Origin of the sequence: Dyadobacter jiangsuensis, from assembly GCF_003014695.1 — a bacterium.
GTDB lineage: Bacteria > Bacteroidota > Bacteroidia > Cytophagales > Spirosomataceae > Dyadobacter > Dyadobacter jiangsuensis.
In genome coordinates this window covers 156,334-176,902 of the sequence record NZ_PYAS01000007.1, presented here as the reverse complement: position 1 = coordinate 176,902, position 20,569 = coordinate 156,334, and the positions used below count along the sequence as shown (strand labels likewise).

Annotated in this window: 17 protein-coding genes; 10 read left to right on the top strand and 7 right to left on the bottom strand. The window is 51.1% G+C overall.

The annotated features are described in order from the left end of the window. The first annotated feature begins 158 nt into the window (after positions 1-158). On the top strand, positions 159-1,532 hold the full coding sequence (locus CLV60_RS15970) for a TlpA family protein disulfide reductase (RefSeq protein ID WP_229210993.1): 1,374 nt from the start codon (positions 159-161) through the stop codon (positions 1,530-1,532). A gap of 1 nt (position 1,533) precedes the next feature. Here CLV60_RS15970 and CLV60_RS15965 read toward each other — a convergent pair whose 3' ends face one another. From CLV60_RS15965 to cobA, 7 genes are all read right to left on the bottom strand, one after another. After that, entirely contained in the window at positions 1,534-2,013 is a 480-nt protein-coding gene (locus CLV60_RS15965; protein ID WP_106596373.1) for a nitrate reductase associated protein, read from the bottom strand. Between the two features lie 2 nt (positions 2,014-2,015). After that, complete coding sequence (locus CLV60_RS15960) at positions 2,016-3,488, bottom strand: rubredoxin (RefSeq protein WP_106596372.1); 1,473 nt, start codon at positions 3,486-3,488, stop codon at positions 2,016-2,018. A 263-nt stretch (positions 3,489-3,751) separates the two neighbouring features. Beyond that, complete coding sequence (locus CLV60_RS15955) at positions 3,752-7,294, bottom strand: nitrate reductase (protein WP_106596371.1); 3,543 nt, start codon at positions 7,292-7,294, stop codon at positions 3,752-3,754. 3 nt (positions 7,295-7,297) lie between these two features. Further along, complete coding sequence (locus CLV60_RS15950; protein WP_106596370.1) at positions 7,298-7,501, bottom strand: hypothetical protein; 204 nt, start codon at positions 7,499-7,501, stop codon at positions 7,298-7,300. A gap of 61 nt (positions 7,502-7,562) precedes the next feature. Further along, on the bottom strand, positions 7,563-8,876 hold the full coding sequence (locus CLV60_RS15945; RefSeq protein ID WP_106596369.1) for a NarK family nitrate/nitrite MFS transporter: 1,314 nt from the start codon (positions 8,874-8,876) through the stop codon (positions 7,563-7,565). Between the two features lie 36 nt (positions 8,877-8,912). Continuing rightward, a complete protein-coding gene (locus CLV60_RS15940; protein WP_106596368.1) occupies positions 8,913-10,271 on the bottom strand; it encodes an alginate export family protein in 1,359 nt (452 codons plus the stop codon). A 36-nt stretch (positions 10,272-10,307) separates the two neighbouring features. After that, a complete protein-coding gene (gene cobA / locus CLV60_RS15935; RefSeq protein WP_106596367.1) occupies positions 10,308-11,066 on the bottom strand; it encodes a uroporphyrinogen-III C-methyltransferase in 759 nt (252 codons plus the stop codon). Positions 11,067-11,341: 275 nt separating this feature from the next. Between cobA and nirB the strand changes: the two genes are divergently transcribed. The 9 genes from nirB (at position 11,342) to CLV60_RS15890 (ending at position 20,560) form a co-directional block, all read left to right on the top strand. Further along, positions 11,342-13,858 carry a nitrite reductase large subunit NirB gene (gene nirB / locus CLV60_RS15930; RefSeq protein ID WP_106596366.1) on the top strand — a complete coding sequence of 839 codons (2,517 nt, stop codon included), beginning with the start codon at positions 11,342-11,344 and terminating at the stop codon, positions 13,856-13,858. Between the two features lie 197 nt (positions 13,859-14,055). Further along, positions 14,056-14,409, top strand: a complete 354-nt coding sequence (nirD, locus tag CLV60_RS15925; RefSeq protein ID WP_106596365.1) for a nitrite reductase small subunit NirD — start codon at positions 14,056-14,058, stop codon at positions 14,407-14,409. Positions 14,410-14,526: 117 nt separating this feature from the next. Next, positions 14,527-15,954: an ATP-binding protein gene (locus CLV60_RS15920; RefSeq protein WP_106596364.1), complete on the top strand. Its 1,428-nt coding sequence runs from the start codon at positions 14,527-14,529 to the stop codon at positions 15,952-15,954. 28 nt (positions 15,955-15,982) lie between these two features. Continuing rightward, positions 15,983-16,645 (top strand): response regulator, encoded by a 663-nt coding sequence (locus CLV60_RS15915; RefSeq protein WP_106596363.1) that lies wholly within the window; start codon positions 15,983-15,985, stop codon positions 16,643-16,645. Between the two features lie 76 nt (positions 16,646-16,721). Beyond that, complete coding sequence (locus CLV60_RS15910) at positions 16,722-17,630, top strand: ThuA domain-containing protein (RefSeq protein ID WP_106596362.1); 909 nt, start codon at positions 16,722-16,724, stop codon at positions 17,628-17,630. A gap of 129 nt (positions 17,631-17,759) precedes the next feature. Further along, positions 17,760-18,572, top strand: a complete 813-nt coding sequence (locus CLV60_RS15905; RefSeq protein WP_106596361.1) for a hypothetical protein — start codon at positions 17,760-17,762, stop codon at positions 18,570-18,572. A gap of 65 nt (positions 18,573-18,637) precedes the next feature. Then, positions 18,638-18,880, top strand: a complete 243-nt coding sequence (locus tag CLV60_RS15900) for a type II toxin-antitoxin system Phd/YefM family antitoxin (RefSeq protein WP_106596360.1) — start codon at positions 18,638-18,640, stop codon at positions 18,878-18,880. Further along, the gene (locus CLV60_RS15895) at positions 18,877-19,275 is read left to right on the top strand and encodes a type II toxin-antitoxin system VapC family toxin (RefSeq protein ID WP_106596359.1); all 399 of its coding nucleotides are present in this window, start codon (positions 18,877-18,879) and stop codon (positions 19,273-19,275) included. The genes CLV60_RS15900 and CLV60_RS15895 overlap by 4 nt, the downstream gene beginning before the upstream one ends. A gap of 352 nt (positions 19,276-19,627) precedes the next feature. Then, positions 19,628-20,560: a type 2 periplasmic-binding domain-containing protein gene (locus CLV60_RS15890; protein WP_106596358.1), complete on the top strand. Its 933-nt coding sequence runs from the start codon at positions 19,628-19,630 to the stop codon at positions 20,558-20,560. Positions 20,561-20,569: the final 9 nt, after the last annotated feature.

The following is a 20,569-nucleotide window of genomic DNA, read 5'->3' as shown; positions in this document are numbered from 1 at the left end:
ATCACATAATTCCACAAAATCAATTTCATTAGCGTAAAATGATTTGAAACGATTCAGCAAACTAAATTTCAAATCCAATGCGCTATCCGTTCTATTCTTTTTTATTCCTTTGTTTTGGCCTTTTTCTGATATCCGGTTGTGATCAAAAGAAGAATAATTTGGTCAGGATATCCATTAACCATTTAAAGGCGGCCGGGGATACGATCGTGATCGCCAGGACGAATATGGTCAATCTGGATAACATTGAGCTGGGGAAGGTCGTGCTGGACAGCGCGGGAAAAGGAACCGGTGAATTTGAACTCGATGCGCCGGTTTTTGCCCATATTGTCGCCGAAGACCTCGCAGCGGCCTTTTTTATTTCACCCGGTGCCGACCTGGCGATCGTGCCCGTGAAAGAAGGAGCGAAGGTTTCGATTGGTTTCGAAGGCGACGGGGCGGCAGTCAACCAGTTCATTATGGAATCCCATCAGATCCGGAACGGGGTGGAGAAATGGAATGGAAAACATGCTATTCATTTAAACAAAGCGGAATTCACAGAAGCGAAAGATTCCTTGCAGAGAGGGTTTGATCGATTATTGACCAGTTTGAAATCGGACGCGAGGATATCGGCGGAAATGCACGACCTGATGAAACGGTATGCGGGAATGCAGGCTTTATTTTATCAATATAATTTTTCAATAGGAAAAGACTCATCCGAAATCCCGGCTGCTGTTTCACAGGATATTAAAAAAATGCCCATCGATACGGTTGCTTTGAAATTGGGTATGTTTGATTATGCTTTAATCGCTTCCTTTTTTTGCCAGCATAAAATATATAATGCGGTGTACGAAGAAAACGAAGCCATCGATTGGGATTCATTGGGGCCAATATACCCGAAGTTGGTGGAAGCGAAAATCAAATCCGGCAAATATCCCCGATCAATCGAAGAATATTTTCGCGTAAAAGCCGCCGATTACCAGATCAGATCCGAAGGCCTCAGTCCTGAAATGATAAACCTGGCAAGTTTGCTGGAAAAGGAAATTACTTCCGACGAATATAAAAAAGTCATTCGTGAAGATATTGCCCGTTGGGAAAAATTGGCGCCGGGCAAACCCGCGCCGGATTTCGGCGGTATGACGCCCGATGGAAAGAAAATCTCATTATCGGATCTGCGCGGCAAGGTGGTGTACGTGGATATATGGGCGACGTGGTGCGGGCCCTGTGTGGAAGAGTTTCCGTATTCCAGAAAGGTGCAGGCCGATTTGAAGGATCGCGACGACATAGCATTCCTGTATGTATCGGTGGATAGTGATACGCTCGCATGGAAAAGAATGGTAGCCAGCGGCAAAGTGCCCAGGGGGACCCACATCATCGACCACGCTGATTCTCCTAAATCGGCCTGGAACCAGTATTACGTATGGGGGGTGCCGCGTTATTTGCTGATCGACGCCGCCGGGCGGATGGTTGCTACGCACGCGGTCCGGCCTTCATCGGGGAAAGTCACGGCGGAGCTGCGAAAACTCCTGGCTGCCAACAAGCTGGCGCGAAACTAACCTAGCAGGCAGTCGCCAGGCCGAATTCGGCCAGCGCCCGCGGAAAGTTACGCCCCTCATGTCCCGAGCGGCTGAGCTTTACCAATGCGAACCGTTCGAGGACATTCAGCTGCGTCCATTGGCTCGCCGAAATAACAGGACAGTTCCATTCCTGCGTCCGCTCGTGCACCTCCGCGGGTACGTGCGCGTTTACCCATGCAGGATCGAGGTTTTTGAGCAGGCTTGGGGCTGTGTTTGTGTATTTCCAAACCAGTTCGTTCAGGTAATCGGTGTAGATTTCAATTTCCAGGTCGGTATGGCACGGCATTTCTGCCAGCAGGTCCTTCTCGTCGTAATTGAACTTGGCCCAGTCGGAAAGTTGCAGCTTCACGCGGCAGGTATCGAGTTTGTAGCGCACGATCATCGGAATGCAGCGCAGGCTGTCGACGAAATCGCTTTCAAATGCAAAGAACCGGGTTTCGATAGCGGGTACGGATGTCATGGTCAGGCTGGTTCGAGGTTAGATGATCGGGTTAGTTCGACGGCCACGAAAACGGCTTTGCCGCTGTCGCAGGTAGGGCAGCAGTAGCTTGCCGGAAGGTCTTCGAAGGCGGTCCCGGGTGGGATATCGCCGAGCATGTCGCCATACTCGGGATCATAAATCGTCAGGCAATCGGGGCATTGGTGCACCGTCTTGGCCGTTTTGACGGCCGCTTTGGCTTCGTCGGGCTCGGACAGCATAGTTTTCAGAGTATCCCTCGATCGCTGATTGTTAAACCGCCTGCAAAGACGTTCCAGCTGGGCAGGCAAATGTATTTTAAACAAACCCCTCTCAAACAGCACTTGTGCACGGCTATTGGGGTTGAAATTCTCGGTATAGTAAAGGTCGTAAACGCTGAACAGCGGCAATTGCCCGATCCGTAGCAACGGACGTTTCCGGATGAGCACCGAACCGAAAACTTCGGATTTAGGGCGGGTCTGGATCCCGAAGCAGAGCCCGAAAGTGCGGGTATCGTTTTTGGAAAAATACCGGATCAGTTCATTTTTGAGTTCGGCGCCGTCGCCGTTGTGATCCTCGGTCTGCCAGGCCAGCTCGTTGGCGGCGTGGCGGACGTTGATATTATGTTTTCCCAGGATGTTGCTCCAAGCTTCACGGTATTGGTCCTCTATTCCTTTAATAACCAGTGATTTCCATGGCGTGGAGCAGATCTCGCCGACGCGTGTTTTGAGGCATAATGCACAAACATCGAGCAGGAATTCGATCGTAAATTCCTCATCGCGGCGGTAAAGTCCCAGCCAGGTACGCGATTCGTAACGGTTGAAGCCTTCATAGTATGGCAGCGAAAAAGAAGGTAATTCGAGTTCTTGCTGCGACGATTGGAAAACATAGCGAATGCGCTCTGCAACAGCCGCTTTCAACGCATTTTCTTCATTCAAACCTTCTTCCAGCATACACTCTTCCACCACTTTCGACAGCCGCCCGATTTCGTTGGTATAAATCAGCCCATCCCATTTGAAAACCGTGTTAGTTTGCTTTAAACGCACGTACAAATACCAGAAATGCGGTTCGGGCGAAGAGATGAAGTTGAGATTACCGGTAAAAAACGGTGTGAAACTCTGGTTTGAATCGGAGATATTGACTTTCAGACCCGGCTCGAAGTCGAAACTATCCAGCACGGAATGGTACTCGCTCGCATTGAGCCATTGCCCGGTCCGGAAAACTTCCTCGCCACAATAGGAACTCACGATATTGGGACGGCGGTCGGTGTTGACCTCGTAAAAGATGCCAAGTTTTTTAAAATCACGTTCTAAAAACCGCATGTCCTCGTAATGGGCAGTCATGAGCAACTGCTGCCGCGATCCGAACCGGACCTTGCGGACGTTCGCATTCCACGCCGCCGAAAGAATGTCTTTCAGGTACCCCGGCGAAGCAATGCCCCCCGGCAGGTTGATTTTGATGTGGTAATAGTCGCGCATCTCGTATTACGGTTTTTGTGGTCAGTGATTGTCAGGTGTGGTCAAGTTTAGTCATGTATTGTCATGCGTGGTCACGTTTGGTCAGGAATTGTCAGGTGTGGTCAGAATAGTCATGTGTGGTCAAGAATAGTCATTTACAGCTTTAAAAAATCATCACGACCAATGACAAAACTTGACTACACATGACCAAGCATGACAATACATGACCACAAATGACCACACATGACAATACCTGACAACATCTGACAATTCCTGACCTAATTTCAATTCGGTACCAAACTAACTTCAAGTGCCTTTTCAAGAATCGATCGTACCTCGGGTCGGCACGAGCCGCAGCCGGTTCCGGCGCCTGTTGTCTGACATAGTTTCTGAAAATCGCCGCAGCCGCCGGCAATGGCTTTTTCCAGGTTTCCTTGTCCTACATTGTTGCAGGAACATACCAGCTTGCCCATCATCGGCTCGGCCTTCTGGCTGGCGCGCAACAGTTGCAGGCGCTTTTCGGAAAGCTCTACGCCGCCGGCAATCAGATCACGGAATTCGAGGAATTCGTTCTTGTCGCCGATCAGGATCGCGCCTACGAGCTTGTCGCGGTGTACGATGCATTTTTTATAGTAACGCTTTGATTTATCGATAAATACGATCTGCTCATAAGCCGGATCGTTCGCCGGGGCGTCGGTCATGCCGATGCTGCATAGGTGCAGGCCGTCCATTTTCAGGATGTTCATCGACGTGCTGCCTTTGTAAGGCTGCGAAATGTCGCCTGCCAGGTAGTTGGCGATCACCTCGGCCTGCTGCTCGGCAGCGAGGGTAATGCCCCACATTTGTCCGTTCCATTCTGCGATCTCCCCGGCGGTGTAAATGTCCGGGTCGGAGGTTTGCATATAGTCGTTCACCACCACGCCGCGCTTGCATTCGAGGCCGGCCTGCTGGGCGAGGTCGATGGTCGGGACGGTGCCTATTGCCAGTACAACCACCTGGCAGTCGATCTTCCGTCCCGATTTCAGCCTGATCCCTTCCACGGTATCCGAACCCGAGAAGGTAGCCACCTCATCATTGAAATAACATTCGATACCCCGGTCGAGCAACTCCTGGTAGAGCAGCTCGCTGGCCAGTGGGTCGAGCTGGCGCTCCATAAAGCGACCGCTGCGCTGGATAACGGTCACTTTTACATCCATTTCACGGAACGATGCTGCCAGTTCCAGGCCCAGAATCCCCCCGCCGACGATGACTGCGTGCGGTTCAGGCTGTTTTAAAAACGGCAGAAGTGAGTCGGCATCGAGCCGCGAGCGCATATTGAAAATGCCGGGCAGGTTGGGCACACCCTTGGGCATGAATGCCTTGCTGCCCATGCCGAGGATGAGCTTATCGTAGTGATGCTCTGTGCCGTTGCTGTCGATCACGGTTTTATGTTTCCGGTCGATATGCTCAATGCTTACACCTTTGTGCACCGTAATGTGGTTTTCGGCAAACTGGTCTTCACGCAGCTTCACGAGTTGTTCCCAGGTTTGGGAGCCGCTGATATAATCGGGCAGCATGACCCGGTTATAGAACGGATATATTTCTTTGGAAAAAACATGGATTTCATCCTCGGCATTCAGCTGGCGATAGGAATTGATGAAGCCCAATCCCGCCGATCCGGCGCCGATAATGATGATTTTTTCAAATGGTTTTTGGTATAGTGCGACTTGTACAGCCGAGAACTTGAAATCGGGTTCTTTGGATTTGGGATCTACCAGCGAGTTGGTGAGGTTGTTGGCGCGTACGAGATTACTGCCCAGTATTTTACCCCAGTGCATGGGCAGGAAGCAGAGACCCTTGCGCACGTCCTCCGTAATCTGTGCCTTCACACGCACTTCCCCGCGACGGCCGCTGACGATAACGAGGCTGCCTTCGAGAATGCCCCGCTCACGTGCGTCCTCGGGATGGATTTGCAGGAAAGGTTGGGGGATGTGTTTGTTCAATTTCGCAACGCGGCCCGTTTTTGTCATCGTGTGCCACTGGTCGCGAATCCTGCCACTCGTTAAAACCAGCGGAAATTGATGGTCGGTGGGCTCGGAAGTGTTTTCGTCTGGTAGGGCGTGGATTTGTGCCCGTTTGTTTTTTGTATAGAATTGATGGTCGGTGAACAGGCGTTTGGTGCCGGGTTGGCGCACGTCTGTCGAGCGCTCGGCATCAATTGCAGATAATGGCCATTGAACGCTGCGTTTTTCTTTCAGCAATTTGTGACTTACGCCGGTCACATCGATGGTCGTTCCGTTGGTTACCTTCACATATTCATCGTAAACCTCGGAAGTCGTTTTGTAATTGAACGCTTTTTCAAAACCCATTTTCTGCGCGAAACGCCAAAGGATTTCGGAGTCGGGTAATGCTTCTCCCGGTGCGTCGAGCACTTTGGGAAGGTAGGTAATGCGGCGTTCGGCGTTGGTCATGCTGCCGTCTTTTTCTAACCACGCGGCTGCGGGCAGCACCACGTCGGCGAAATGCACGGTATCGGCGCGGTTGGAGACGTCCTGCACAACTACGAAACGCGATTTTTTCAATGCGCTTTCCACGGCATTCATGTCCGGCATGCTTACCAACGGGTTGGTGTTGATGATCCAGATCGCTTTCAATTTATCGTCTGCGAGCGCTTCGAACATTTCGGTAGCGGTGAGCCCCGGTTTGTCGGCGATGCGCACCGGCGTGTTCCAGAATTGCTCCATTTCCTCGCGGTGTGCGGCATTCACCACTTCGCGGTGACCCGGCAGGATATTGGCAAGGCCCCCTGTTTCACGACCGCCCATGGCATTCGGCTGGCCGGTCAACGAGAATGGACCATTGCCAGGTCTCCCTATTTTCCCGGTAATTAAATGCAGGTTGATGAGCGAAAGGTTTTTGTTTACACCAATTACCGACTGGTTAAGGCCCATTGTCCAAAAGGAGAGAAAACCTTTCGAACGGCCGATCCATTCGGCGGCTAAGGCAATGTCGGCGGAAGGGACACCACAAATGTCGGCCGCTTCCGCCAAAGTGCGCTGCATTACTTGTAGCCGGAATAATTCGAAACCATCGGTGTGGTCTGTAATAAACCGCTCATCGAGATAATCATTTTCGATCAGCAAACGGCCGATCGCATTGTTAAGGACAATGTCGGTACCCGGGCGGATCTGCAAATGCAGGTCAGCCGAGCGGGCGGTGTCGGTCACGCGCGGGTCCACGCAGATAATTTTCGTATCCGGGTTGGCCGTTTTGTGCGCTTCCACGCGCCGCCAGATAATGGGATGGCACCAGGCCGGGTTAGCGCCGGTTACGTACATGACATCGGCCGCCTCGATGTCGTCGTAGCAAACGGGAACGCTATCCTCGCCCAGTGACAGCTTGTAACCTACCACCGCCGAGCTCATGCATAGGCGGGAGTTGGTGTCGATATTGTTGGACCCGATGAAACCTTTGATCAGCTTGTTTACCAGGTAGTACTCCTCCGTAAGGCATTGACCGGAGACGTAGAAAGCTACCGAATCGGGCCCAAATTTTTTGATTAATGCTTTAAAAACTGCGGCAGTGCGTTCCAATGCCTCGTCCCACGTGGCGCGCTGCAAGGGCATCGAGCGGTTGAGGCGAACCTGCGGGTAAAGCAGGCGATCCGACTGATCCATCACCGTGTAATGCAGATTCATGCCTTTGGAACACAGCATTCCTTTGTTCGAAGGGTGTTCTTTATCCCCTTCAAGGCTCAGCTGACCATTACTTTCTTTCGTCACCACGACCCCGCAGCCTACGCCGCAGTAACAGCAGGTCGATTTGTAGGATGTTGGAGCGGGTTTCATTTTTTAATGAGTGAATGAGTGAATGAGTGAATGACTGAATGACTGAATGATTGGAACCGCTATTGATCTTTCTTTTGGCTCTTTCTCTTCCTCTTTCTCTTTTCTTTTTCTTTGGATCCCCGGGTTAAAACCCGGGGCAAGGGGATTTTTTTGTCCATTTCCGTTGATTTTAATCAACGGGGCCGTATCAATTGATTTTTTATTCATTTCCGTTGATTTCAATCAACGGGGCGGGGTATCCATCGATTTTTTATCCATTTCCGTTGATTTAATCAACGGGAAGCGGCTCCAATTGGCCGGTTTCTGCGGTGATGGTCTGCGTTTTCTCGAAATTGATCAATGCTACAACTGCTGCTACACACGCAATGGCTACGCCTATGTACATGAATGCCTGCGAGTAGGAGATGGTAGTGGATTTGAAGAGGAAGCCTGCGAGCACCGCGCCCACATTACCGCCTGCACCTACGATACCACTCACGGAACCGATCGCCTTTTGATTAATAAAAGGAACAATTGCATAGGTAGCACCATTGGCCATTTTCAGGAACATCGCGAAGCAGAGCATTGTGATTACCGCACCTACAATGCTGCCGCTTTGTGCGAACAATGCAATGCCGATCCCTTCCAGAACGAGCAGGAGCGCCAGCAACCGTCCTTTGCCCAGCATACCCCATTTGTTACCTACCTTATCAGCCACGATACCGCCCACGGCGCGGGCGAAAATGTTCATAAAGCCGAACGTTCCAGCCAGGATACCGGCTGTGGCGAGTGAGGTATTGAAGTTTTCAGAGAAATACAATGCAGCTACGTTGTCGAAAGTGATCTCAATTCCGAAACAGGCGCCGTAAGCCAGGAACAATGCCCAGGTCCGTGGGTCGCGCATCGCAATGCCCAATGTGCCTTTTGCTTTGGCGGCTTTCGGGTTAACAACGGCCAGGTCTTCGAAGTTGCCTGCCGGAGTGTCTTTGGTGAAGAAGTAATAGACGAACGCGAAGACCAGCAATGCAGCACCGGGGATCACCATCGCGATTCTCCAAGCCGATTCAGGCAAGTAGCCCGCGCCCACAAATGCGGCGAAAATCAACGGCATGACCATGTTAGTGATACCGCCTCCGAGGTTACCCCAGCCTCCCGCCACCGCATTGGCCGTTCCGACGATCTTCTTGTCGAACATTACGGAGGTATGGTATTGCGTCACCACGAACGAAGCGCCGATCACGCCGATAGCGAGGCGGAAGAGCAGGAAGCCTTCGTAAGAGTTTACCAAACCAACCGTCATCACGGGAATAGAACCCAGCCCCAGCAGTGCGGTGTAAGTTTTACGTGGTCCCCATGAGTCGCACAATTTCCCGATCGCGATGCGGGCGATCACCGTTGCGGCTACGGAAGCGATGATGATGTTACCGATCTGCGGTTTGGTCAATCCGAGGTCGGCTTTGATCACCGTCATCAGCGGGGCCAGTCCGAACCATCCGAAAAAGCAAAGGAAGAATGCCATCCAGGTCAGGTGGAAGGTGCGCATTTGCACGCCTTTGAAACTGAAAATATTGAGTTTTTCAAGCGGCTTATTGGTCGTTTCCATAGTAATAAGAGATTGAAATGGTTGGTTATGACAGACTTATTTCAGGAATTCTGGTTTGATATTGATCATCAGATATGCCCAGTTGGACATTTTCTGCGGGTTTTTTACGCCCTTTACCTGTGCGAGGCTGTTGGTGGAAAAGAATGCGCAATAGCCGCCCTGGAAACTGATCGACTTCGTCAGATTGTAGTTGGCGATAATATCGAGCTCTTCGCCAAATCCGGATGAAAGCTTCTGATTGTCAACTACACGTACCGCTGCTGCGCTGGCGAAATGGTGCAGATCGGTATTGATGGAAAGCTTTTCAGAGGCTTTGATGGTGGTGTTGATGTAAAGGTCCGAGAGTCCGCCTTTGCCAAAACCGTTGGCCGCATAGAAGTAGTCCATTTGACCCCAGAACTTGTGCGGCGTGCCGTAAAGCGGGTCGAATGTGTGGTTTTTGGTCGATCCGGTAGCTGTGCCGGAGGTGTAGTCGAAGCCGGGACCAATGGAAAATACCCGGTTCATCGCATACATCCCCCGGACAGAATACATATAGGCGCTTAATGACGCACCGTCCTTGTCTTTGCCGGCCTGGTAGAATGCATTCGCAGTCAGCGTCCAGTTTTTACCGATTTTGGTTTGCAGGTACGGTCCGAAAGTAACGCGGCTGCGTACGCCATTGGCCAATTTTTTAACCCCCGCCGTGTCCAGTGCATATTTTTGAAAATCATCCTTTACAACGAGGAAAGAAGCACTGCCTTGCTTTAACTTTTTACCTAAATACAAGAATTGAAGCGATTTGTACATGGTGCCGATACCATTAGTGCCAGCCGGGTAACCCACGGGAACGCCATCGTACAATGTGCCGGTTTTGAGCTCACGGTTTTGGTTATACGCAACCCCCAGATGGGCGGTAAAACCATTGAAGCCGTACTTGATCAATGCGGCATCGTGGCGTCTTGCCTGTTGCAGCCAGTCGAGGTTGCCCAGCACACGGCTGTCGTCGTAGAGAAATTCCTGCCGTCCGATCTTCAACGCGAACTCCTTGCCGAGCTTAGTCTGATTGGTATCGAGCAGACTGATTTCGCCCCAGGCCTCATGCAGCATTAGTCCATTCAGGGATGAATTGGTAATACGGTTGTTGGTTGAAGCGTCCTGTCCCCAAACGCGTACATCCTGAACGGCTACAAAAAACTGTGTCCGGTAACCCTTGTAGCCCGCATTCAGCCGGGTACGCTGGGAAGTGAAGAAGGCCGGCTTTTCACCTTTGGAAAGCATCGTGCCCTGTCCGTCAAGCAACTCGGTGCGGGTACGCAATTGCCCTGAAAGGCTGAACTGCGCCATTGTTCGCGTCGGGGCAAGCAGGCCGACCGCGGTAATACCCAGCAAAAGGAGGTAAACAGCTTTTTTCATTGTGATTATGTTTAGGTTGGAGTGAAAGCAAGCGGGTCAAAATGCCATCTGCATATTTTGCAGGTATTCCAATGCGTAAACGGGGCTGAGGGCTACTACTTCGCCCATCACCATAATCGCCGGCGTGCCGATGCCGCTCTCGCGTACGAGCCGGGGCATCTCCCAAACCTGTCCTACCACACTCTTCTCATCCGGTCGGGTGCCGTTTTGAATCACGGCCATGGGCAAATGGCCGCGTCCGAAGTGTTTGTATAGTGCGCAAATTTCTTCCAGTTTATTCAAACCCATTAATACGATTACCGTTGCTTTCGACTGCGCCGCCAGACGGAGGTCGTCGGAAAGGTCGCCGTTTTGTGTCGTGCCGGTGATTACCCAAAAGCTCTCACTCACGCCGCGGCGTGTAACCGGTACGCCCAGGGAAGCGGGGACGGCAATGCTGCTGGAGATGCCCGGTACCATTTCACATGCAATGTCGTGGTCCTGTGCGTACTCGATCTCCTCATGTCCCCGGCCGAACACGAACGAGTCACCGCCTTTGAGCCTTACCACATGGCCGCGCTTGCGGGCGAGGCGTACGATCAGGCCGTTGATCTCGTCCTGCGAGAAGGAAGGGTTTCCCACTTTCTTGCCTACATACATCTTCAACGCGTGGGCTGGTGCAAATTCCAGGAAAGCCGCGTTGGCGAGCTCATCGTACAGCACCACGTCCGCGGTTTGCAATGCGCGCATGCCTTTCAGTGTGATCAGTTCGCTATCGCCAGGGCCGGCTCCTACCAGTGTCAGTTTCGCTTCCATCTCTTATATATAATAGGGTGAATATTAGAAATGTACTATATATAGTGTTTTGTAACTATATCAATTATTGGTTCAAATTTACTAGTCAAATTTTATAAAACAATCATTTTGCCAAAATTTATGTTTGTTTTTAATCATAAATGCGAATTAAAAGTTAGGAAAATCAGAAAACACGATTTACTTTTGACTTATCGAAAAAGTGATAACACACACATAATATTAAAATAGTGCAACAAAATAATTATGTTTTCACAAATCAATAGTTATTAATTACTATGAAAGCTGTTTCAAACACCCGGATCGTCGTAGTTGGCAATGGTATGGTGGGCTACAAATTCTGTGAAAAGCTCCTCTCAAGAAAAAAAGATGGACAGGATTTTACCATCACCGTATTTGGCGAAGAGCCCCGTGCTGCTTACGACAGAGTACATTTGAGCGAGTTTTTTGCAGGTAAGACGGCTGATGACCTTTCCATGGCCGGTGTAGAGTGGTATGCAGAGAATGGGATACGGCTGTTTTTGTCCGACCCCGTGGTGGATATCGACCGGGAAGAGAAACTGGTGCGTTCGCACCATGGGCATATAGTGTATTATGACTACCTTATTATGGCAACCGGTTCCGGGGCATTCGTTCCATCGATCCCGGGAGTTGAAAAGGACGGTGTATTTGTGTACCGCACGATCGAGGACCTGGAACTGATCCAGTCGTATGCCAAAAAAGCCAGGAAAGGCGCTGTAATCGGTGGCGGGTTGCTCGGCCTGGAAGCGGCAAAAGCATTGCTGGATTTAGGATTGGAAGAAGCACACGTAGTAGAGTTCGCCCCGCGCCTCATGCCAAGGCAGATTGACGAGGCCGGTTCGCGCATGCTGCAAAGCCAGCTCGAATCGCTCGGTTTGCAGATACATCTTTCCAAAAGCACGCAGGAAATCAAAGGCGAAGACCGCATTGAGGGCATGCAGTTTGCCGATAACAGCTCGCTCGACGTGGATATGCTCGTGATTTCGGCAGGTATTCGCCCGCGTGACGAAGTGGCGAAGATCGCAGGCCTGGAAACGCACCCACGGGGCGGTATCGTAGTGAATAACCAACTGCAAACTTCCGATCCATTCATTTTCGCGATTGGAGAATGTGCACTGGCCCACCATATGATCTACGGCCTCATCGCGCCGGGTTATGAAATGGCCGACGTGGTAGCAACGATGCTCACAGGGGGAGAAAAGGAATTCCTGCCTTATGATATGTCGACCAAGCTGAAACTGATCGGTACCGACGTGGCGAGCTTCGGCGACCCGTTTGTGGAAGAGCCCGCTTGCCGTACGATCCGGTATGAAAACAAAGCCAAAGGCATCTATAAACGCATTAATGTAAGCACCGACGGCAAGACGTTGCTCGGCGGTATCCTTGTGGGGGAAGCGGAGCAATACAATATGCTGCTGCAAACCTGCAAGAACAAAACCATTCTGCCGCCCGACTCGGAAGACCTCATCCTGGGCTCCCGTGGGGGCGAAGAAGCGGGAGCGGGCGTCATGAGCCTGCCCGACGACGCGCTCATATGCTCGTGCGAGGCGGTTACCAAGGGTATGATCTGCCATGAAGTAGGCGAAAATGGTCATCACACCGTGGATGCATTGAAGAAATGCTGCAAAGCGGGGACCGGCTGCGGGGGCTGTATTCCGATGGTGAAAGACCTGATCGCCGGTGTGATGAAGGAGAAAGGCGTTTATGTCCGTAATGTGGTCTGCGAGCATTTCGATTATTCCCGCCAGGAGTTGCTGGATCTGGTGAAAATGAATGGGTTGAGGACCTATGGAGCCGTGCTCGATCACCACGGCAAGGGCGATGGTTGTGAAGTGTGTAAGCCGCTCGTCGCCTCGTTGCTGGCCAGCCTTTGGAATGAAAATATCCTCGAAAAAGACCGTGCGGTAGCGCAGGATTCGAACGATCGCTATTTGGCCAATATCCAGAAGGGCGGTACTTATTCGGTCGTTCCGCGGATTCCGGGCGGGGAAATTACGCCTGAGAAGCTGATCGTGATTGGGCAGGTGGCGCAGAAATACAATTTGTACACCAAAATCACCGGGGGGCAGCGCATCGACCTCTTCGGGGCGCACCTGGGCGACCTGCCGGAGATCTGGGAGGAGCTGATCAATGCAGGTTTTGAAAGCGGCCACGCTTACGGAAAATCGTTAAGGACCGTAAAAAGTTGCGTAGGCTCGACCTGGTGCCGTTTTGGGGTGCAGGATTCGGTGTCTTTTGCGATTGAAGTGGAAGACCGCTACAAAGGATTGCGTTCGCCGCACAAATTGAAATCGGCGGTATCGGGCTGCGTACGGGAATGTGCGGAAGCGCAAAGCAAAGATTTCGGTATTATCGCTACCGAAAAGGGCTGGAACCTGTTCGTATGCGGAAACGGCGGTGCGAAACCGCAGCATGCACAATTGCTTGCAAGTGATGTGGATAAGGAAACTTGCCTCCGCCTGATCGACCGCTTCCTGATGTTCTACATCAAAACGGCGGATCCTCTGACCCGTACCGCCACCTGGCTCAATAAAATGGAAGGCGGCATGAACTACCTGAAAGCCGTGGTCGTGGACGACGTGCTGGGTATTGCCGAGGAACTTGAACGCGATATGCAAAACCTCATCGACGTGTACAAATGCGAATGGCGCGAAGTGGTGGAAAGCCCCGAGCTCCGCAAACGTTTCACACACTTCGTGAATACGCCTATCAAAGACCCGAGCATCACGTTCGCCGACATGCGCGAGCAGAAACGGGCAACGGAATGGGCATAATGCCCCGGGTATACATGGCGCATTGCCGGCTCCCTGGCAGCGCTGCCCGTCGGCTGAGGCCAACGGAAATGGATTAAAATGAAATCCCATTGCCCTGGGTTTTAACCCGGGGATCAATAGTAAATCAATATCAAAAGATTTTCTCTCTTCCCCCGGGTTCTAACCCGGGGAGGCACAAACGATCAACTTACATACAGATGGAAACGATCACCGACACAATGAACAAAGTAACCTGGCACATGGCATGCTACGTCGACGATATCCCCGAAGATGGCGGAGGCTGCGCGTTTATCGGTGGCAAACAAATTGCCATTTACAATTTTGCAAGAAGGGGAGAGTGGTATGCAACCGATAACCAATGCCCGCACCGCCAGCAGATGGCGCTTTCGCGCGGAATGATCGGCAGCCATGGGGAAGAACCGAAAGTAGCTTGTCCTTTTCATAAAAAAACCTTTTCATTGCAAACCGGACAGTGCCTGAACGACGACGAATACCGGATCAATACTTTTCCTGTGATGGTAAAGGAGAATCGCGTCTACATCGGTCTGTAAACACTAGGCAAATAGGCTGGCTCAAACGGGCAGCCAAAGGCGCATCCCGTCAAGACGGCAGCGCCGTCCGGTCGCAGACCATCATCAACCAGGGGTTTCACCCCCTGGGCTTAGCAAATGGAAAGACTCGACAAACGTGTAGCGGGCAGCCTCACCCGGTTTTATGTAGTGGCATTATGTGTGGTGGCTTTGCTGACCGTGAGCGGCCTGTTTCTGATCAGGCGTACGATCCGGAACCTTAACCACGACAGCCGGCTGGTAAACGTGGCCGGGCGGCAGCGGATGCTCAGCCAGCGCCTTACGAAGCTGGCCGTGTTAAAAATCAACGACATTGGGCATCGTGATTCCGTGAGTTTCAATTCGCTGCTCACATTGTGGAAAGACAGCCACGAAGACCTGGTATCCAGAAGGCTACCGGTGGAGAAAGGTTTTGTTACCTGGAAGAGCCAGCCGCTGGATACCATGTTCCGCGAGCTGGCTCCGGTTTTTGACAGTATTTACCAAAATCTACTGATCATCAGCCGCGACGAAGCCGACGCCGCTGCAAAACAGCGGGCATTAGCGCAAGTCCTGGCCAACGAGCCACGGTTCCTCTCACAGATGAACCGCATCGTGTTCCAGTTCGATAAGGAGAGTTTTGAACGACTGCAAAACCTGGAACGCATTGAGTGGATACTGGATCTCATGACGATTCTCGTACTCGTAGCGGAAGGGTTGCTGATTTTCAGGCCGGTAGTGAACACTACGCGCCGCGTAGTGCGGATGCTGACGGAATCGGAAGATGCATTGCAGTTATCCAATCAGCGGCTGAAAGAGGCAAATAGCCAACTGCTCGAAACACAAAAGGAACTACTGCGCCTCGAAGAGGAAAAATACGAATTGCAGCTTGCTGAAGACCGCGTCAGGGCGGGCGCATTGATTGAAGGGCAGGAGGAGGAAAGAAAGCGGTTTGCATTGGAGCTGCACGACGGGATAGGCCAGATGCTGACCGGACTGAAACTACACGCGGAGAAATTGAAAGCCGTGCAGTTTCACGATGAGAAACACCAGAAGCGTTTCGGCCAGCTGGTGACGCTGATCCAGGATATCATCCAGACTACCAGGCAGGTATCGTTTAATCTCATGCCCTCGGTGCTGAGCGATTTCGGCCTCGCGTCGGCATTGAAACTCCTCTGCCAGCAGACGGCCGATGTGTCGGGAATCAAAATTTTGTTCGAGGGCGAGACCGGTGAGCGGATCATGATGGCCCGCCCAACGGAGATCGGATTGTATCGCATTGCCCAGGAAGCATTGAACAACGCCGTGAAACATGCGAATGCGGATCTGATCAAGATAAAATTGGAACAAAATAAGAATCGCATCGTTTTGGAAATTGCCGATGACGGAAAAGGATTTTTAATTAGTAATTTAAAGTCAGAAGGACAGTTCCTGACCCGAAACGGGATGGAGAACATCCGTACGCGCACCCGCTTGTTGAATGGAGAAATAGAGATAGTTTCCAAAGTGGATAGCGGTACGAGATTGGTCGTTCAGGTTGATTTATAATGACTTATTACTGATTAGCTGACCACGTATGCCTATTCGGATTTTAGTTGTAGACGATCATTCGGTAGTGAGGCAGGGCATTATCACCCTGCTCGAAGATGAAGAAGACCTGATCATCGCCGGCGAAGCCTCGGACGGCGACGAGGTGTGGGATATGGTCGAAAAAGTGAAGCCGGACGTAATTCTGCTCGATCTGACGATGCCCCGCATGCCGGGTCTGGAAGTGATCAAACAGATCGTGCCAGTGTTTCCTTCTGCAAAAATCCTCGTGTTCAGCATGCATAATAACACCGATTATATGCTTTCGTCGGCATTGAACGGTGCTTCGGGGTATCTGGAAAAGGATACCAGCCGCGACGAAATGCTGCGGGCGATCCGGGCCATTGCCAAAGGTGAGCTCTACTTTCCGCCTTATGCGTCGTCGGTGATTATTAAAAATCTCCTTAAACAACTCTCGCGTGTGTCCGACCCGCGACCCGCGCAGGAAGAAGTCCAGGAAAAATCGATCTGGAAAATCATTACCCCTCGCGAACAGCAAATCCTCAAATGCCTTACCGAGGGGATGAGCAGCAAGGACATTGCCGAGAAGTTCGATATCAGCTCCAATACGGTCGCCAATCAACGCGCGAGTATCATGAAAAAGGCCAACGTGAAGAATACCGCCGAGCTCATCAGCCTCGCGATGAAGTAACCTATGGCCTGATTTTTATGCTGTCCCACCCCAGTTACCGGTTCGGGAAACGAGCCGTCAATCAAACTGGGAAACGATGGACAGGATATTCACCTTCATATTGAGCTTTATACTGCTCTGTAACATAGCGAATGCGCAGGTTAAACCAACTGCGAGGGAAACGGTTGCAAAGAAAAGAATCATCTTTATTGCCGGCCCCGACAGCCACGGCAAAGGGGAACACGAGCACAATGGCGGCTGTACATTGCTCGCCAAAGCCCTCAACGACAGCCTGCCGGGTGTAGAAGCGATTATCGTACGGAATGGCTGGCCGCCGGACGAATCGGTGCTGGACAATGCCGCTGCCATTGTTTTTTACCTCGATGGCGGGGGCAGCGATCATCTGGAACTGGTGCACGCCGCCAAAATGGAAAAGCTCATCGCGGACGGCACGGGCATTGTTAATCTGCATTTTTCCCTCGAAGTGGCCGCGGAGGCGGGCGGTGATCGTTTTTTGAAATGGATAGGAGGGTATTTTGAAACCAACTGGTCGGTCAATCCGGTTTGGGAGGCCAGTTTCGCCCGCTTTCCCGGTCACCCGGTTTCACGTGGCGTAAAGCCATTCACTATTCTCGACGAATGGTATTATCATATGCGGTTCGCACCGGGTATGAAAGGTGTAACACCCATTTTGCAGGCATTACCGCCAGAGTCCACGCTGGACAAGCCTGATGGCACGCATTCCAACAATCCCGCGGTGCGCGAGGCTGTCATTACCCGAAAAGAACCACAAACCCTCGCCTGGGCCTTCGAACGGCCCGACGGCGGCAGAGGTTTTGGTTTTACAGGCGGGCATATGCATAAGAATTGGCAAAACGACAACTTCCGAAAACTGGTATTGAACGCGATTGCATGGGCAGCAAAAACCGATGTTCCTGCCGGAGGCGTTCCATCTGCCACCCCCACTGATAATGAGATGAATGCACTTACGAAGCGGGTAAACTGAGAAGCTAACATTAAATTTTTTTAATCCGTAAATTTCTTTCAACGGTTTTGCGTTACTACTTGCAATAACCCGGTGGTCCTGACACGGCGGAAACGATGCAGGCCCATTGCTGTTCGTGTTGAAGTCAAGATGAAATACGGTTTCCAAGAACCGCGTAAGCGCCCTAACAAGATCATTTTTTTACTACTCACCCTGCTTCTTGCAGGACAATGGCCTGTTTACGCCCAAACCGATTCAACGGCCGTTACACGATCCGCCGCGGTCACGCCAGGACACGCCGCCCCTCAGGATACCATCACAACTCACAGCAGCACGACTGCACAAAACAAAGTCAAGCTCTTCTTTAATTTTGACGCGCGGGGGACATTTATCCAGCACAAGCATATCAATGTTTTCGGAGTGAATGCGGGGATAACCTTTGGTGAGAAGCGCAATCGCCTCACCGCAGGCTACTACTGGCTGGGCTATAATGCAGCGCGGAGGCTTATCAACTGGCGAAAAATGCTTCCCAACCCGCTGAACCTCTCTTACTACACCGCTACCGACGTCCGTTTCGCCAATTTCGCTTACTGGCATACCGCCATCCGCAACAAGCGATGGGTATTATCCACGCCGCTGGAAATCGGGATCGGCAACGAAAGCACCCGCTTCCGGGACTTGTTTGACGGTCTTACTTCCGGCTCGCGAAAGGACTATTTCATTCCCCTGCAAGTGGGTGTGTATGGCGAGTACCGTGCATTACGCTGGGCGGGTATCAACTCCCAGATCGGTTATCGCAACGCCCTCTCTTCCGGCGAATTCCGCGAGCGGTTCAGCGGCTTTTATTATAGCTATGGGATAAACCTCTATCCGGATGCGATCTGGCAGGATTTTAAGAAGTGGAACAAAAGAAAGAGGAAGTCTCAGGCGCTTGATAACGCGGCGGCGCCGGTTGGACATTAGGGCTGTTTTTGCTAGCGGGTGTTTAGTAAATGTCGTAAATTGTATCAAACATTAAACATGGGGATATGATGACCATCAGCGCAGATCAAATAGAAGCCAATGCCTCAACGGTCCTTTTCGAGCTCAGAAAAGGAGAAAGAGTGGGGGTTACCTTTGGAGACGACAAGGCGGTCCAGGCGTATCTTGTCCCGGGAAATTTGGTATCAAAGCGCAAAGGACCCAGGAAATTGGGAACTTTGGAGGGGAAAGGCACAGTAACGTTTGCCGAAGATTTTAAAATGACAGAGGAAGAGTTTTTGGGATTATGACTTATCTTCTCGACACACACACTTTAATCTGGGCACTAACAGCATCGCACAGGCTTTCAACTACGGTGCAAAGTATTATGGAAAATGAAAGCAACGACATTGTGGTTAGCACGCTTAGTTTTTGGGAGATCGCACTGAAACGCTCGGTTCACAAGCTTACTCTTGATGGATTTACTCCTGAAGATTTTGTGTACGCTTCTATCGCTGCCGACTTTGAGATACTTCCTCTTTCGATCGATCTCTGTTCTTCCTTCCACAAACTCTCAGCGACTCACCACAAAGATCCCTTCGATCGGATGCTGATCTGGCAGGCACTTCACCAGAAATGCGCGCTCATTACGGTGGACAGAAACATCAGAAAATATACCAGTGAAGGCCTCCAAGTGGTCTGGTAGTTCCCCCTTCAATCCATTTTTCAACGAATTTCAAGCCAACCCCTTGCGTTTTCAAATTCTTTAAACTTACTTTGTCTATCAAATTAGTAGATTTTATCTGTTAGCCACCAGCAGACGAGATCAATACCACAATCTTTTTCAAACATGAAATCGATGGATCGTTATTCTTCGCGCAGTATTGGTATGCCTATGGTGGGCTCCTCCGGTTATTCCTTCGCACTTGCATCTTGTTGCTGTCGTTGAGTCGCTTCTGACGACGGCATGTGTCGCCGCATTCTGATTTTCATCCTGTTACACATTATTCATTAAGCGATGGGTCGGCTGATCCGCGCTCCCAACCACTTTTTACATCATGAAAAATTTGAAATCAATTGTTCTTGCAGCAGGTTTGGCGCTGGCTGCCTTTCCAAATGCTTTTGCACAGGAGGCCAACGACAATAAGGTGATCATTACCGGCGTGCGTTTCGCTTATCCGCTGGTCGATAAATGGATCAAGGAATACACTGCCGCCAATCCCAAGGCTCAGATCGTAATCGAAACGCGCACGATCACGGATCCGGCGAAATACGACCTGCTGATTGAGGCTTATGATCAGGAGAAGGAAGTGAAGGATACCCGCGAATATATTTCGATCGGTCGTTATGCATTGTTGCCCGTTGCGAATGCGAAATCGGCTTTCGCGAAAGAATATGCTGATAAAGGACTGAACGAGAAGACGTACAAGCAGATTTTCTTCCACGATATCTACGCAGAAAAAGACAAGTCGCTGACGACGCAATACACCATTTACACGCGCTTGCAGAAAGCCGGGGCTCCGCTTACTTTCGCCAAATATTTCGGCTACGAGCAGCAGAGTATCAAAGGCAAGGCCATTGCCGGTGCCGACGAACATTTGATCAAGGCACTTCTGAAAGATGAGACGGGCATCACGTACACGACGCCAGGCCTCGCTTATGACCTGCAAAGCCGCAAGCCGGTAGACGGGCTGACGATCATCCCTGTTGACCTGGACGGCAATGGCCGCGTTTCGAAAGAGGAAAAAGCATTGGAAAACCTGGATCAGGTGATTGCGACGCTGGAAGCCGAAAAAGTGAAAAATGTGCCGGTTGAAAACATTCATTTTTCGATTGCAAAAAATAACTCCAACCCGGAAGCGAAGAAATTCCTGCTTTGGGTAGCGGCAAATGCCGATAAAGACCTTCACCAATTCGGTTATCTGAAAGCCGATGCCAAACGCCTGGCCGACGAAAAAGAGAAACTGGAAAGATTTCAGGCTGTAAAGTAAGGTTTGCAC

Excerpts from the sequence above, each read along its gene's own strand:
- CLV60_RS15965 (WP_106596373.1), bottom strand. The coding sequence starts at position 2,013 with ATGACATCCGTACCCGCTATCGAAACCCGGTTCTTTGCATTTGAAAGC.
- CLV60_RS15960 (WP_106596372.1), bottom strand. The coding sequence starts at position 3,488 with ATGCGCGACTATTACCACATCAAAATCAACCTGCCGGGGGGCATTGCT.
- CLV60_RS15955 (WP_106596371.1), bottom strand. The coding sequence starts at position 7,294 with ATGAAACCCGCTCCAACATCCTACAAATCGACCTGCTGTTACTGCGGC.
- CLV60_RS15950 (WP_106596370.1), bottom strand. The coding sequence starts at position 7,501 with ATGAATAAAAAATCAATTGATACGGCCCCGTTGATTAAAATCAACGGA.
- CLV60_RS15945 (WP_106596369.1), bottom strand. The coding sequence starts at position 8,876 with ATGGAAACGACCAATAAGCCGCTTGAAAAACTCAATATTTTCAGTTTC.
- CLV60_RS15940 (WP_106596368.1), bottom strand. The coding sequence starts at position 10,271 with ATGAAAAAAGCTGTTTACCTCCTTTTGCTGGGTATTACCGCGGTCGGC.
- cobA (WP_106596367.1), bottom strand. The coding sequence starts at position 11,066 with ATGGAAGCGAAACTGACACTGGTAGGAGCCGGCCCTGGCGATAGCGAA.
- nirB (WP_106596366.1), top strand. The coding sequence starts at position 11,342 with ATGAAAGCTGTTTCAAACACCCGGATCGTCGTAGTTGGCAATGGTATG.
- nirD (WP_106596365.1), top strand. The coding sequence starts at position 14,056 with ATGGAAACGATCACCGACACAATGAACAAAGTAACCTGGCACATGGCA.
- CLV60_RS15920 (WP_106596364.1), top strand. The coding sequence starts at position 14,527 with ATGGAAAGACTCGACAAACGTGTAGCGGGCAGCCTCACCCGGTTTTAT.
- CLV60_RS15915 (WP_106596363.1), top strand. The coding sequence starts at position 15,983 with ATGCCTATTCGGATTTTAGTTGTAGACGATCATTCGGTAGTGAGGCAG.
- CLV60_RS15910 (WP_106596362.1), top strand. The coding sequence starts at position 16,722 with ATGGACAGGATATTCACCTTCATATTGAGCTTTATACTGCTCTGTAAC.
- CLV60_RS15905 (WP_106596361.1), top strand. The coding sequence starts at position 17,760 with ATGAAATACGGTTTCCAAGAACCGCGTAAGCGCCCTAACAAGATCATT.
- CLV60_RS15900 (WP_106596360.1), top strand. The coding sequence starts at position 18,638 with ATGATGACCATCAGCGCAGATCAAATAGAAGCCAATGCCTCAACGGTC.
- CLV60_RS15895 (WP_106596359.1), top strand. The coding sequence starts at position 18,877 with ATGACTTATCTTCTCGACACACACACTTTAATCTGGGCACTAACAGCA.
- CLV60_RS15890 (WP_106596358.1), top strand. The coding sequence starts at position 19,628 with ATGAAAAATTTGAAATCAATTGTTCTTGCAGCAGGTTTGGCGCTGGCT.